The 13,576-nt window shown below is 62.8% G+C and carries 13 protein-coding genes; 7 read left to right on the top strand and 6 right to left on the bottom strand.

Features of this window, described 5'->3' with window-relative positions:
• Position 1 precedes the first annotated feature (1 nt).
• Together IAG25_RS06535 and IAG25_RS06530 are read right to left on the bottom strand one after the other, a co-directional pair.
• Positions 2 to 1,579 carry a SulP family inorganic anion transporter gene (locus tag IAG25_RS06535; protein ID WP_255503553.1) on the bottom strand — a complete coding sequence of 526 codons (1,578 nt, stop codon included), beginning with the start codon at positions 1,577 to 1,579 and terminating at the stop codon, positions 2 to 4.
• Between the two features lie 84 nt (positions 1,580 to 1,663).
• On the bottom strand, positions 1,664 to 2,311 hold the full coding sequence (locus tag IAG25_RS06530; protein WP_187604122.1) for a carbonic anhydrase: 648 nt from the start codon (positions 2,309 to 2,311) through the stop codon (positions 1,664 to 1,666).
• A gap of 226 nt (positions 2,312 to 2,537) precedes the next feature.
• On the opposite strand from IAG25_RS06530, the gene IAG25_RS06525 reads away from it, so the two are divergent.
• Positions 2,538 to 3,365 carry an alpha/beta fold hydrolase gene (locus tag IAG25_RS06525; RefSeq protein WP_187604121.1) on the top strand — a complete coding sequence of 276 codons (828 nt, stop codon included), beginning with the start codon at positions 2,538 to 2,540 and terminating at the stop codon, positions 3,363 to 3,365.
• A gap of 20 nt (positions 3,366 to 3,385) precedes the next feature.
• Here the strand turns inward: IAG25_RS06525 and IAG25_RS06520 are convergent, their stop codons facing one another.
• Complete coding sequence (locus IAG25_RS06520) at positions 3,386 to 4,141, bottom strand: FadR/GntR family transcriptional regulator (protein WP_187604120.1); 756 nt, start codon at positions 4,139 to 4,141, stop codon at positions 3,386 to 3,388.
• A 568-nt stretch (positions 4,142 to 4,709) separates the two neighbouring features.
• Here IAG25_RS06520 and IAG25_RS06515 point away from each other — a divergent pair.
• Positions 4,710 to 5,132 carry a hypothetical protein gene (locus IAG25_RS06515; protein ID WP_187604119.1) on the top strand — a complete coding sequence of 141 codons (423 nt, stop codon included), beginning with the start codon at positions 4,710 to 4,712 and terminating at the stop codon, positions 5,130 to 5,132.
• Positions 5,133 to 5,162: 30 nt separating this feature from the next.
• On the opposite strand, the gene IAG25_RS06510 is transcribed toward IAG25_RS06515, so the two are convergent.
• Positions 5,163 to 5,417 (bottom strand): hypothetical protein, encoded by a 255-nt coding sequence (locus IAG25_RS06510; protein WP_187604532.1) that lies wholly within the window; start codon positions 5,415 to 5,417, stop codon positions 5,163 to 5,165.
• Positions 5,418 to 5,569: 152 nt separating this feature from the next.
• Between IAG25_RS06510 and IAG25_RS06505 the strand changes: the two genes are divergently transcribed.
• A complete protein-coding gene (locus tag IAG25_RS06505) occupies positions 5,570 to 8,254 on the top strand; it encodes an excinuclease ABC subunit UvrA (protein ID WP_187604118.1) in 2,685 nt (894 codons plus the stop codon).
• On the opposite strand, the gene IAG25_RS06500 is transcribed toward IAG25_RS06505, so the two are convergent.
• Positions 8,234 to 8,773, bottom strand: coding sequence for an HD domain-containing protein (locus tag IAG25_RS06500; RefSeq protein WP_187604117.1), 540 nt, complete (start codon positions 8,771 to 8,773; stop codon positions 8,234 to 8,236). The two genes, IAG25_RS06505 and IAG25_RS06500, sit on opposite strands and share 21 nt — an antisense overlap.
• Before the next feature lie 60 nt (positions 8,774 to 8,833).
• Positions 8,834 to 9,550 (bottom strand): YdcF family protein, encoded by a 717-nt coding sequence (locus tag IAG25_RS06495; RefSeq protein ID WP_187604116.1) that lies wholly within the window; start codon positions 9,548 to 9,550, stop codon positions 8,834 to 8,836.
• Between the two features lie 412 nt (positions 9,551 to 9,962).
• Between IAG25_RS06495 and IAG25_RS06490 the strand changes: the two genes are divergently transcribed.
• Genes IAG25_RS06490 through IAG25_RS06475 form a run of 4 tightly spaced genes read left to right on the top strand, consistent with a single transcriptional unit; the run spans position 9,963 to position 13,537 of the window.
• On the top strand, positions 9,963 to 10,214 hold the full coding sequence (locus IAG25_RS06490; protein WP_187604115.1) for an acyl carrier protein: 252 nt from the start codon (positions 9,963 to 9,965) through the stop codon (positions 10,212 to 10,214).
• Positions 10,211 to 11,464, top strand: a complete 1,254-nt coding sequence (locus IAG25_RS06485) for an acyl-CoA dehydrogenase family protein (protein ID WP_035504018.1) — start codon at positions 10,211 to 10,213, stop codon at positions 11,462 to 11,464. The genes IAG25_RS06490 and IAG25_RS06485 overlap by 4 nt, the downstream gene beginning before the upstream one ends.
• A gap of 4 nt (positions 11,465 to 11,468) precedes the next feature.
• Positions 11,469 to 12,536, top strand: coding sequence for an amino acid--[acyl-carrier-protein] ligase (locus tag IAG25_RS06480; protein WP_187604114.1), 1,068 nt, complete (start codon positions 11,469 to 11,471; stop codon positions 12,534 to 12,536).
• The gene (locus tag IAG25_RS06475; RefSeq protein ID WP_187604113.1) at positions 12,533 to 13,537 is read left to right on the top strand and encodes a DUF1839 family protein; all 1,005 of its coding nucleotides are present in this window, start codon (positions 12,533 to 12,535) and stop codon (positions 13,535 to 13,537) included. The genes IAG25_RS06480 and IAG25_RS06475 overlap by 4 nt, the downstream gene beginning before the upstream one ends.
• Positions 13,538 to 13,576: the final 39 nt, after the last annotated feature.

Genomic DNA, 13,576 nt, shown 5'->3' with positions numbered 1-13,576 from the left:
CTTACTCGGAAGGGATCTCTTGCCTGCTCAGACCGGGCCATCTGCCGCGCATCGCAGCCATGCCCGTTTGCGATGACACAGGCGGCAGTTTTCTGCATTCGACATGCATGCCGCGCGAAGACGCGGCCGCCACGAACTTGTCGATTTCCTCGCGCACGTCGGGATCGACATAGTCCGCGCGCGATGCATCGAAGATCACGGTCGCGCCATCGGGGATGGTGCGCAGATGATGCTTCAGTGTGACCTTGCCGAGAAACGAAACGTCCTTGCGGAACGACACCAGGTAATGATCGTCGTGCTGCGTCATCGTGATCGGGCGCTTGAGGTTCGCGCGGATCGCGAGCAGGAGACTGCACCCGATACCGAGCAGAATGCCCATCAGCAGGTCCGTCAGCAACACGCCGGCAATCGTCACGATGAACGGCGCAAAGCGTTCGATGCCCTGCTTCGCGACGGCCGCGAACAACGAAGGCTTGGCGAGCTTCAAGCCCGTGAAGATCAGGATCGCCGCGAGACAGGCGAGCGGAATCAGGTTGATCACGCTCGTCAACGCGAACACGCTCACGAGCAACAGCGCGCCATGCACGAACGACGACCAGCGCGTCTGCGCGCCCGCATGTACGTTCGCCGAACTGCGCACGATGACCGACGTGATGGGCAACGCGCCGATCGCACCGGCCATCATGTTGCCGATGCCTTGCGCTTTCAGCTCACGATCGGGATGCGCCGTGCGTTTCTTCGGATCGAGCTGCTCGACGGCTTCGAGACTCAGCAACGTTTCGAGACTCGCAACGATGGCGAGCGTGAAGGCGAGCCGCCATACATCGGGATTCACGAACTGCGAGAAGTTCGGCAACGCGAGCGCATGGGTGAACGCGGCGAACGATTCGAGCGACGGCAACGCGACCCGATGTTGCGCGGGCGGTGCGAAACCCGGCGCGAACAGGTCGAGCAACACCGTCGCGCCGATGCCGAACGCGACCACCGCGAGCGGCGCGGGCACGGCGCGCACGAGCGTGAAGCGGCGCATCGCGCGCGTTTCCCAGCCTGCGAGCATCGCGAGCGATACGACGGCAACGATGCACGCCGCCGCGGAGACAGGACCGAAAGGCGTACCGAGCATGCCGGGCCCGCTCGCGGCCGGCGCGCCTTCATTGGCGAAGCCCGCGGCGAGCGGAAGCTGCTTGATGACGAGCAGCAGGCCGATCGCGGCGAGCATGCCCTTGATGACCGATGAAGGCACATAGGCCGCGAAGCGCCCCGCCTTCAACATGCCGAAGCCGAACTGGATCGCGCCCGAGAGCAGCACGGCGAGCAGGAACGCGGAGAAGCTGCCGAGCCCGGCGATGCCATCGACGACGATCACGATCAGGCCCGCAGCCGGACCGCTCACGCTCAATTGCGAGCCGCTCAGCAATGCCACGACGAGTCCGCCGATGATGCCCGACAGCAGCCCCGCGAATGGTTCGACGCCGGATGCATTGGCAATGCCGAGGCATAGCGGCATCGCGACCAGAAACACGACAGTGCCCGCGAACATGTCGCGCGGGAAAGTGGCGATACGATTACCAGAGTTCATGATTTTTCTTGGAACGAGTTGGGGCCTGCGAACGTCGCAAAAGCGACATCGCATCGTCAGGCGATCGATTGGAAAAGAGCGGGCTTAAGCGGCCCGCAGCGATGTGACCTGCGCGCGCGCAGTGGCCCGCGTTTCGCCTTCGTCCGCATAGCCGGACGCGAGGACGTTAATAAGGCCGTCGTGAAGGCCGAAGATCCAGCCGTGAACGAGCGGTGGCTCGTCTCGCTCGAAAACGATTGCGTGCTGCCGCAAGAGACGCACTTGTTCGAGCACGTTCAGCTCGGCGAGGCGGTTCGCGCGCGCATCGAGTTCATCGAATGCATCGAGTTCGTGCCGATGCCGCTCCCCCAGTGCGCACAGCGGCGCGATCCGGCGATTCACGTGCGGCAAGTCGCTCGACTGCGGCAGGAGCGAGGCGCGCACGCCGCCGCATCCGTAATGCCCGCATACGATCACGTGATCGACTTTCAGCACGCGCACCGCGTATTCCAGCACGCTCATCGTGTTGTCATCGGAAGCAGAGAACAGGTTCGCGATGTTGCGATGAACGAACAGATCGCCAGGATTGGCGTTCGTCACCGTCTCGGCCGGCACGCGGCTATCCGCGCAACCGATCCACAACACCTTCGGGCTTTGGCCCTGCGCGAGACGGGGGAAGAATTGCGCATCGGCGTGCGCGGTCTCGTGTGCCCAGGCAATGTTTTCCAACAACATTCGTTTCGGTCGATTCATGCATTTCTCTCCAGAACAGGCGCGTCTTTGGTGCATGACGCAAAGAATCGAAAAGGGCCGCATCTACGTTGCAGTGCAGCGAGTTCCTTACGAATAACTTTCGCAGAAAAAGTTCAGCGGCGTCCAGAGAAAAAAATATGACGATATGAATCTCACGTTTTGTTCAACGCTTCGGTGCGCGACGTCTGATAACCTTGAGCGCTTCAGATTCAGCTTTCGCGAACACATGACCGATTCAGCAGCAAGCATCGACACGACACGTTTCATCGAATGCAACGGCGGCGCTTATCCCGTACGGATCGAGTATCAATGGGTGAATCCGGAACGTGTCGATGCGCCCGTCGCGTTGTTCCTGCATGAAGGGCTGGGCTCGATCGCGTTATGGAAAGGCTGGCCGCAGCAGCTTTGCGATCGCCTGAATTGCCGTGGTCTCGTGTATTCAAGGCCCGGATATGGACGCTCCACGCCACGTCGATCCGGCGAACGATGGCCGGTCGAGTTTCTGCATCGGCAGGCGCAAGAGGTGTTGCCCGCATTCCTCGATGCACTCGGCGTCGACGCTGAAGAACGCTCGCGCATGTGGCTCATCGGGCATAGCGATGGCGGCACGATCGCCCTTCTTTACGCAAGCGCGTTTCCCGAAGCGCTCGCCGGCCTCGCCGTCATGGCGCCGCATTTGTTCGTGGAACCGATGACGGTCGAAGGCATCGAAAAAGCGCGCAGCACGTACGAAACGACATCGTTCAGAGACAAACTTCAGGCTTATCACGACGATGTCGATTCAGCCTTCTACGGATGGAACGATGCGTGGCTTAATCCCGCGTTTCTGCATTGGGATATCACGGAAGAGTTATCGTCGATCAGGCGGCCGTTGCTCGCCATTCAAGGCTATGACGACGAATATGCGTCGATGCTGCAAATCGATAAGATCAAGGCGGCTGTCGATCACGCGCAGCTCGTCAAGCTGACGCAGTGCCGGCACTCACCGCATCGCGATGCGACCGATGAAGTGAACGATGCGATCGCCGCTTTCGTGCGCGCGCATCGAGGTTGAAGCAGCATCGGCCGCGCGAGTCAACCCGCGTCCTGCGCCTTCGCCGACGCCTCCTGCGCTCGCCTCAACCGCTCGCGGCTATTCGACAAATGCATGCGCATCGCCGCGCGCGCCGCTTCCGGATCGCGACGTTCGATCGCATCGTAAATATCTTCGTGCTCGCGATTCACGCGATCGAGATACCCGGCGGGATCGTTGTGCGCGAGCGCCGCCGAATTCACGCGCGTGCGCGGGATGATGGTGTTGCCAAGCTGGCTCAGGATGCTGTGGAAGTAGCGGTTGCCCGTGGCCTTCGCGAGTTCGAGATGAAACGCGACGTCCGCGGCGACGGCGTTGCCCTCGCCCGCTTCGATAAGCCGCTCGAAGTCGTCGAGCGCGCGACGCATCTGCGCGAGATTTTCATCCGTGCGGCGCATGGCGGCGAGACCCGCCGCCTCCGCTTCGAGACTGATGCGCAGTTCGAGAATCGCCATCACATCGCGCACGGTGAGATCGCCCGCGGCCTCGATCTGGAAACGGTCCTGGTCGCTCGCTTCGAGCACGAACGTGCCGATGCCGTGCCGCGTCTGCACGAGCCGTCCCGCCTGCAACCGCGAGATCGACTCGCGCACGACCGTGCGGCTCACGCCAAGCTGCGCCATGATTTCCGATTCAGTCGGCAGCTTGTCGCCGGGTTGAAGCGCGCCGCTGCGAATCCGTTCCGACAACTCGGCGACGACTTCCTCGGTGAGGTTGCGGGAGCGGCGAAGCGCGCCGGACGCGAGGGCTTGGGACATTGAAAGGCCGGTCTTTGTGTGCTCGATGGGTCATTATAGGGCGCGCGGAACAGCTTGTACGATGACTATTGACTCGCGCTGCATCGCTGCGCGCAGCACTAGACGCAGGACTCGCTTTAATGAGAACCAAATGCCGATTCGCGCAAGGCGCATTCGACGCCGCGCCGGCCATGATGGAAAACCCCATCAAAATCATGCGATTAGGGCCAAAACAAAGCGTTGATAAACCGTCTGTTGCGGCGTAAAGTTCAAGTACCGCATGAAGTGAAATCGCGCCAGCCAGGCGGCGTCAGCCGCGCGTCGGCGGCGCGATCGTTTTGAAACAAGGCTCGCGAATCCATGCCGCATCCGTTGGATTCGCCATCATCTCGCGCAGTCGCGAGCCTGATTACAGCGGTTCACCGGCTCGTCGCCGCGCGTGTCTATGCGTTACACCACGCGCCTTGCGCCTCTCGCGCGTCTCGCTCATCGATCAGGCGAAAGCCGGTGCACATCCGTATTCACAATCGCAGATTTCGCGGCGATACTGATGCGCGGCATCGAGGTTGGCAGGCAAGGAGACGAGCAAATGATGCGTGAAGTAATCGGAGCGTTCCACGGCTCCCGTAAGCTGGATGAAGCACTTGAAGACTTGCGCGCGGAAGGCATCGCGGCCGATCGCGTGCGCGTGGCGAGCATGAGCGGTTTCGCCGATTTCCACGCTTCGCAGATACAGAGCAACAACGCGCAGACGCAGTGGATCGCGGCGGAATACGCGGGGCACGGGGAGCATCTGGGCGTGGTCGACACGCATGACTACCCGTACGGGCTGGACGCTTCGAGCGACGACATCCTTCCCTCGTTCGGCGCGGATGGCGGCGACGCGGACCTCGCTTGCAGCGTCACGCGCGTGATCGTAAGCATTCGCGACGAAGCGGAGATGCGCGCCGTATGCGACATCTTCTCTCGCCTCGGCACCGACGATATCGACGTGGAAGGCGCCGCGGCCTGATCCGCGACGCGCGAGGCTCGTATCGTCGCGTCACTGCGTCGTCGTCGTCGCGGGCTTCGCTTTCTTCTTGTGCTTGAAGTGATAGCCGCCCTGGTGCGTGCTGCCGGCCGCGGACGTGTTGTCCCCGCCGACGGTCGGTCCGGCCGTCGCCGCTCCGTGGGCGTTGCCGCCGCCCGAACCGCCATTGCCATTGCCGCCGCCTGACTGCGCCATTGCCGCGCCCGTCACGCCTATCGTTGCGCCCGCCGTCAGCGCGATCAAAAGCCTCAATCCAGTCGTCCTCATTTTTTCCCTCGTCGATCAGGTTCATCACCGGTCGGCGCGCATTTCGCATTCAAGATGCGTAACGCAAAATGCCATCTGGTATATGGCATGCTGCATGCTCGCCCTTTGTGTTCCATTGCCGCGTACGGCCATCAAATTCGCCCTCCTTACTCATGGATGTCCGCAAAACCACCCGCAAGTCAGCCGAACGCGACGACGCCGCATCTGCATCGAGAGCAGGTTTCGTGCGCGTTCGCGGCGCGCGTGAGCACAACCTGAAAAATGTCGATGTCGACGTGCCGCGCGATGCGCTCGTCGTCTTCACCGGCGTGTCGGGTTCCGGTAAATCGTCGCTTGCATTCGGTACGCTTTACGCCGAAGCGCAGCGGCGCTATTTCGAATCGGTCGCGCCGTATGCGCGGCGGCTCATCGAACAGGTCGGCGTGCCGCAAGTGGACTCGATCGAAGGCTTGCCGCCGGCCGTCGCCCTGCAGCAGCAGCGCGGCGCACCGAATGCGCGCTCGTCGGTCGGCAGCGTGACGACCCTGTCGAGCCTCGTGCGCATGTTGTATTCGCGCACCGGCAGCTATCCGCCGAAGCAGCCGATGCTCTACGCGGAAGATTTTTCGCCCAACACGGTCCAGGGCGCGTGCCCCGTGTGTCACGGCCTCGGGCGCGTCTACGAAGTCACGGAAAAGTCGATGGTGCCCGACGACTCGCTCACGATCCGCGAGCGCGCCGTCGCAGCGTGGCCGCCCGCGTGGCACGGGCAGAATCTGCGGGACATTCTCGTCACCCTCGGCTATGACGTCGATACACCGTGGCGCGACCTGCCGAAGAAGGATCGCGACTGGATTCTCTTCACCGAAGAGCAGCCGACCGTGCCGGTGTATGCCGGCCTCACGCCGAAAGAGACGCAGGCCGCCCTGAAGCGCGGCGCCGAGCCCAGCTATCAGGGTACCTTCACCGGCGCGCGCCGCTACGTGCTGCATACCTTCGCGCACACGCAAAGCGCGCTCATGAAAAAGCGTGTGTCGCGCTTCATGGTCGGCAGCGATTGCCACACATGCCACGGCAAGCGGCTCAAGAAGGAAGCGCTGTCGGTGACGTTCGCGGGGCTCGACATCGCCGAATTCGCGCGGCTTCCGCTGAGCCGTCTCGCCGATCTGCTCGCACCCATCGCACGCGGAGAGTGGCCTTCGCACGACGACGCGCCGAGTCCCGCGCTCGCGAAGAAAGACCGGATCGCGGCGACGGCGAAGCGGGTAGCGGCAGGCGGCTCCGCGCACAAGGCCGCGCCCGATGTGCGCCGCACGGCCAATCTCTCCGACGAGAAACGCGCCGCCGCCGAACGCATCGCCGCCGACTTGCTGGAGCGGCTCGGCACGCTCATCGATCTCGGCCTGGGCTATCTGTCGCTCGATCGCGCGACGCCCACGCTCTCCTCCGGCGAACTGCAGCGCTTGCGGCTCGCGACGCAACTCGCATCGCAACTGTTCGGCGTCGTGTACGTGCTCGATGAACCGTCCGCGGGCCTGCATCCCGCCGACAACGAAGCACTTTTTGCCGCATTGCAGCGCCTGAAGGCCGCGGGCAATTCACTCTTCGTCATCGAACACGATCTGAACACGATGCGACGCGCGGACTGGCTCGTCGATGTCGGTCCGGCCGCGGGCGAACAAGGCGGACACGTGCTCTATAGCGGACCGCCCGAAGGCCTCGCATCGATCGAGGCATCGCAGACGCGCAAGCATCTCTTCGCGCCGGCACAAACGATCGAGCGCACGGCGCGCGAGCCGCGCGGCTGGCTGCGGCTCGAAGGCATCACGCGCAACAACCTGCATGGCATCGATGCCGCGTTTCCGCTCGGCGCCTTTACGACCGTCACCGGCATTTCAGGCTCGGGCAAGTCGAGCCTCGTGAGTCAGGCGTTGCCGGAACTCATCGCAGAGCGGCTCGGGCGCGCACTCGACGAAGCCAGCGAAGACGAGCAGGACCCGCTCTTCGCTCAAGCGGACACATCGGCTGGCGGACGCATCGTCGAAGGCATGGAGACGATCCGCCGTCTCGTGCGCGTCGATCAGAAGCCGATCGGCCGCACGCCGCGCTCGAACCTCGCCACTTACACCGGCCTCTTCGATCACGTACGCAAGCTGTTCGCCGACACGCCCGCCGCGCGCAAGCGCCGCTATGGCGCGGGACGTTTCTCGTTCAACGTCGCGCAAGGGCGCTGCCCGACATGCGAGGGCGAAGGCTTCGTGAGCGTCGAGCTGCTGTTCCTGCCGAGCGTCTATACGTCGTGCGCGACCTGTCACGGCTCGCGTTACAACCCGCAAACGCTGGAGATCACATGGCGCGACAAGAACATCGCGGATGTGCTCGACATGACCGTCGATAGCGCATGCGAGTTCTTCGCCGATGAACCGAACGTGATGCGCGCGCTCGCCGTGCTGCGCGACATCGGCCTCGGTTATCTGCGGCTCGGGCAACCCGCGACGGAACTGTCGGGCGGCGAGGCGCAGCGCATCAAGCTCGCGACGGAATTGCAGCGCGCGCATCGTGGCGACACGCTCTATATCCTCGACGAACCGACGACCGGCCTGCACCCCGCCGACGTCGACCGGCTGATGGCGCAACTGCAGGGCCTCGTCGATGCGGGCAACACGGTCGTCGTCGTGGAGCACGACATGCGCGTCGCCTCGCTCTCCGACTGGGTCATCGATATCGGTCCGGGCGCCGGCGAGGATGGCGGCCGGATCGTCGTGACGGGCACGCCGCAACGCATCGCCGACCATGCCGCGAGCCGCACGGCGCGTTATCTGACGGAGGCGCTCGGTTCAGGCGACCGCGTGCCCTGAAGCCACGCGTTTGCGATACGTCTCGTCGAACGCGGCTTCGAGTCCGGTGTGCGCGCCGCGCAAACCATCGACGACACGCCTGGCCCACTCGAAGTACTCGCGCTTTCTTTCCTCGCTCCAGTTCGCAGGCGGCATGGCGAGAATATCGCGCAGATTGCAGATCTTGTCCGCGAGCTTCACGAGCTGCGCGGCATGACTGATATGCGCCGCATGTTCGATCTGCAGGCGCTTTCTCTCGGCCTTCGGCAAGGACTTGTCGTCCGTCACTTCGGCGACGATGCGCGCGACTTCCTCGCCGAACCATTGAACGAGTTCGTCGTGCGATGTGTCCGTATCCTCGATCGTGTCGTGCAGAACGGCCGCGAGCAGCACGCGCTCGTCATCGATGCCGCCTTCATTGGCGAGCACGTTGGCAAGCGCGATCGGATGATTGATATACGGCGACGCCTCCGCGTCCTTGCGGCGCTGATTGCGATGTTTGTCCGCAGCAAATGCGATGGCCCGGATCAGTTGATTCATTGGATGGTCTCCTGTGCGGCGAATAAGAAAAGTATATGCGCCGCGCGAACGCCCTCCATGTCAATACAGCCCGATCCATCGCCACACGTAAAAACGCGCGATGCCGACCAGTTCATGCAATGCGCTGTTCGAATCGAACCATCCTTTGCGGCGCGGCAGCCACCATGTCAATGCCGGACGTATGTATGCAACCGCGGGCTGCGGATGCAGATCGAACGCATCGAACGCGAGCATCGCACGGCGCATATGAAGCGACGACGTAATCAGCACCGATGTATCGTATTGCCGCGCACGTAGTATTTTCTCGGTATTGCGCGCGTTCTCGTAGGTATCCAGGCTCTGGTTTTCGAGGATCAGATCCTTTCGCGCGACGCCGGCGTCTAGCAGCAGAACGCCATACACATCCGCTTCGCTTTGCTCGTGATGCTGTGGATTGCCCCCGCTCACGATGACGAAGCACGCCTTCTCCATCTCCTCGCAGCGCTTGTAGAGCGATGCCGCGAGATCGATGCGCGTTGTCGCGTCGCCCTTGGGCACCAGACGCCGCTCGCGATCGTACGACGTCCCACCGCCGAGCACGACGATCGCCATGCGTGGGCCGAAGCTCGGGTCTTTCATCGACGCATACGTGTCGTTCGCGAGCCGCACGAGCGGCCCGGGAAGCACACTGCCGAGCAACCAGAACACGATAACCGCAACGAGCAGGATCGCACTGCGCCGTCTTTTCCAGACGACGAAAAGCGCAACGAATATCGCCAGCAAAGAGATCAGTACCAATTACCTCACCCCGTTCCTTGTTTTTCAAAAAGCTTTCGGGCGCGCATAGTTTTTGCAGCGTTCTCAATCGACTATGCGCAGTAGTTACCTGCTCACCGTACATGCGCGGCTGGCGTCGAGTTTGAATCATCGCACCGGACAGAGACATGCTCGTTATCGCACAGAGCGCCGATTTGTCTTCGAGGCCCTCCGTGCGCCATCGCACGGACGCATATGGCCGCAAATTCGTTAAATACGATCAAACAAAATTCATAAGAAGACAGTGCGTGCGAGGGCGCTCGTGGAATCGTCTTCACGAGACATAACAACACCGCTGCCGATTCGCCCCGGAGTTAGCGACATTCGATAAGAACTCATCGTCGCAATCCGGATTTATTGCGCCAATGGCCGGGTACAAGGGAAAACACAGAAAATGAAAACTGAATTGCGTCGCATCCTCGCCGAGTCCGCTCGTCTCGACGTGCCTATCGACACGCTTGCCGACAACGACGATCTCTACGCCGCCGGTCTCTCATCGCTCGCCACGGTCCACGTGATGCTCGCGATCGAAGACGAATTCGGCATCGAGATTCCCGATAACATGCTCACGCGCCGGCTCTTCTCGAGCGTCGATTCGCTCGCATCGGCCGTCGACGGACTGCGTCGTTCGAAGGCGGCCGCATGAACGCGCCGGCTCAGGAGCTTGAAATCGCCGAGCTCGCGCAAAGCGCGAGCGCGCGCAGCGAAAGCGAGTTGATCGAAGCCGCGAAGCGCGTGGCGGCCGTCGCGGCAAAGCACGCCGATGCGGTCGATCGCGAAGCGCGCTTTCCCGCCGAAGCCGTTGCTGCGATGCGGGAAGAGCGCCTCTTCTCCGCGATGATCCCGAAGATGTACGGCGGCGACGGCCTCACGCTGACCAGCGTCGCGCGTTTGTGCGAGGCCCTGGCGCAAGGCTGCGCGTCCTCCGCGATGATCTATGCGATGCATCAGAGCCAGGTCGTGTGCATCGTCGATCATGGCGCGAATGTGCCCTGGCAGCGCGACTTCCTTGCGCGCATGGTCAGCGAGCAGTTGCTGCTCGCATCGGCGACCTCGGAAGAGAACATCGGCGGCAACATGCGCACGAGCGCATGCGCGGTCGATCTCGTCGACAACGCATTCAGCATCGAGAAGCTCGCGCCGACCATCTCGTACGGCAAGTATTCCGACTGCATTCTCGTGACGGCGCGCCGTCATCCGGATGCGCCGCCCTCCGATCAGGTGCTGATCGTCGCACCGCGCGATACGTTCACGCTGGAGCAGCGCGGCACGTGGGACACGCTCGGCATGCGCGGCACGTGCAGCGAAGGACATCGTCTCGTCGCGAGCGGTATCGCCGAGCAGATCCTGCCGGCGCCGTTCTCGCGCATCGCCGACGAAAGCATGCTGCCCGTGTCGCATACCTTGTGGTCGTCGGTATGGTGCGGCATCGCGAGCGACGCGGCCAATCGCGCGCATCAGTTCTTCCGCAATCAGGCGCGCGGCAAGCCCGCATTGCCGCCATCGGCCGCGCGGCTTTCGCAAGTGCTCACGCTCATCAAGATGATGCAGGCGCGTCTGCGCGAATCGCTCGCCAATGTCGAAGCGGCTCAGGCCGAGCGCGCGCTGCGCAAGGCAAGCCAGAGCAACGACGACGACGCGCCGCTCACCGCGTCGATCGGCATCAATGCCGACCTGAACATGCTCAAGCTGGCGATTTCGCAATCGGCGGTGCACGTCGTGCAGGAAACGCTGATGATCTGCGGCATGGCGGGCTACAAGAACGACACGCCGTTCAGCGTGGGGCGCCATCTGCGCGATCTGCACTCGGCGCCGCTCATGATCAGCAACGATCGCATCGAATTGAACACGGCGAATCTGCTGCTTGCGCAGCGCGCCGCAACGGGGACCCTTTGACGATATGAACATGCCGACGGAACAGGCCGCCATGATGCAGGCCGAAGCACAAGCACAAGCACAAGAGACTCAGGCACCTTACGACAAATCGGACTTGACCTTGCGCGATCGCCTGATCGAAGCGGGCATTCTGCTCGACACGGGCGAAGACGGTCTTTACGGCCGCAGCGAAGTGTTCGAGGACGTCGTAGAGCGCCTCAATCAGGCGATCACGATGCTCGGCGCGGACCAGCACGCGGAAGTGCTGCGCTTTCCGCCCGCGATGCGCCGCCGCGATTTCGAGGACAGCGAGTATCTGAAGAGCTTCCCGAATCTCGCGGGCACGATTCACTCGTTTCAGGGCAACGATCGCGGGCATCATCGCCTGCTCGAAGCGCTCGACAAGGTCGTGCATATCGGCGAGGAAGAAGAGCGTTCCGATGAATGGATGGATCAGCAAAAGCCCACGCGCCTCGTGCTCACGCCGGCCGCATGCTATCCGATCTATCCGCTCGTCGCGAAGCGCGGCAATCTCGCTGAAGGCGGCGCGACCTTCGATGCGTTCTCGTACTGCTTCCGTCACGAGCCGTCCATCGATCCGGGCCGCATGCAGATGTTCCGCATGCGCGAGTACATTCGCGTCGGCAGCCCCGAGCAGGTGATGGCGTTCCGTCAGAAGTGGATCGAGCGCGGCTCGCTGCTCGTGAACCTGCTCGAACTGCCCTTCGAGATCGACCTCGCCAACGATCCGTTCTTCGGGCGCGGCGGCATGATCGTCGCGGATAGCCAGCGCGCGCAGCAACTCAAGTTCGAACTGCTCGTGCCGGTGGCGACGCCCGACCGTCCGACCGCGTGCCTGTCGTTCAACTATCACCAGGACCATTTCGGCGAGCTCTGGCACATTCGTCAGGCGGACGAGCAGGTTGCGCATACCGCATGCGTCGGCTTCGGCATGGAACGCACGACGCTCGCGCTCTTCCGTCACCACGGTCTCGATGTCAAGGCGTGGCCCGAGAAAGTGCGTCAGTTGCTGTGGGGCGACAAGGCGCCGCTCATCGAAGAAGGCCTCGCGAATCTGGGAAGCCAGACATGAACGCACGCTCGCCGGCAGAAGCCGTGACCGCACCGTCCGCGTCCGCGGACGGCGCGTACCGCCAGCACCTGCTGCATCGTGAAGAGCGCGTGTGGCTGGAGACCAACTGTTATGTCGACTTGTGGATCGAGTTGCTGCATCACTACGGTTGCGATCCGCATGCGGCGCTCGGCTTCACGGTGACGCAGGCGTTCGAGGGCGATCAGTTCACGTTCCCGAAGTTCTCGCTCGACGATATATCGCGGCTCTATGGCCTGCAGGCACAGGAGCTCGCGATCTACGACACGCTGGAAGCGCATGTGCGCGAGCAGACGCGGCGCGGTCAGATGGTGGTGGTCGAAATGGATTCGTACTATCTGCCCGATACGCGCGCGACCGCGTATCGGCAGACGCATACGAAGACGACCATCGCCATCGATGCCATCGACACCGACGCGAAGCGCATCACGTACTTCCATAACGCGGGCTATTTCGCGTTATCGGGCGAGGACTACGATGGCGTGTTCCGTCTGATGCCGGGTCTCGCCAGCGACGTGCACGCGCTCTTCCCGTACGTCGAGTTCGTGAAGCGCGCGCGTGCTCCGCTCGAAGGCGATGCGATGGTGCAACGCTCGGTCGAACTGCTCGCATTGCGGCTCGCGGATCGTCCTGCGACGAACCCGGTCGCGCAATGGCGCGCCGCATTCCCCGAGCATTTGCGTGCGTTGCTCGAACGTGATCCCGCGTACTATCACCTCTACACGTTCAACGTGATGCGTCAGCTCGGCTCGAACTTCGAACTGCTGTCGAAGTATCTCGGCTGGCTGAAGTGTCACGGCGTGGACGTCCCGAGCGACATCCAGACGAGCGCGCAGGCACTCGCGAGCGAAGCGATGGTCATGCAGTTCCGTCTCGCGCGCGCCCGCATGCGCTCGCGCACCGACGCGTGCGAAGATTGCCTCGATTCGATGCAGGCTTCGTACGACAAGGTCATCGAGCCGCTCGCCGCGCGCTTCCTCTGAACGCCAAGGCCGCGCGGTCAATCGCGCGGCTTTGGCGTC

It is taken from the genome of Caballeronia sp. EK (assembly GCF_014384845.1).
Lineage (GTDB): Bacteria > Pseudomonadota > Gammaproteobacteria > Burkholderiales > Burkholderiaceae > Caballeronia > Caballeronia jiangsuensis.
This window is presented reverse-complemented; position numbering and strand designations above follow the sequence as displayed.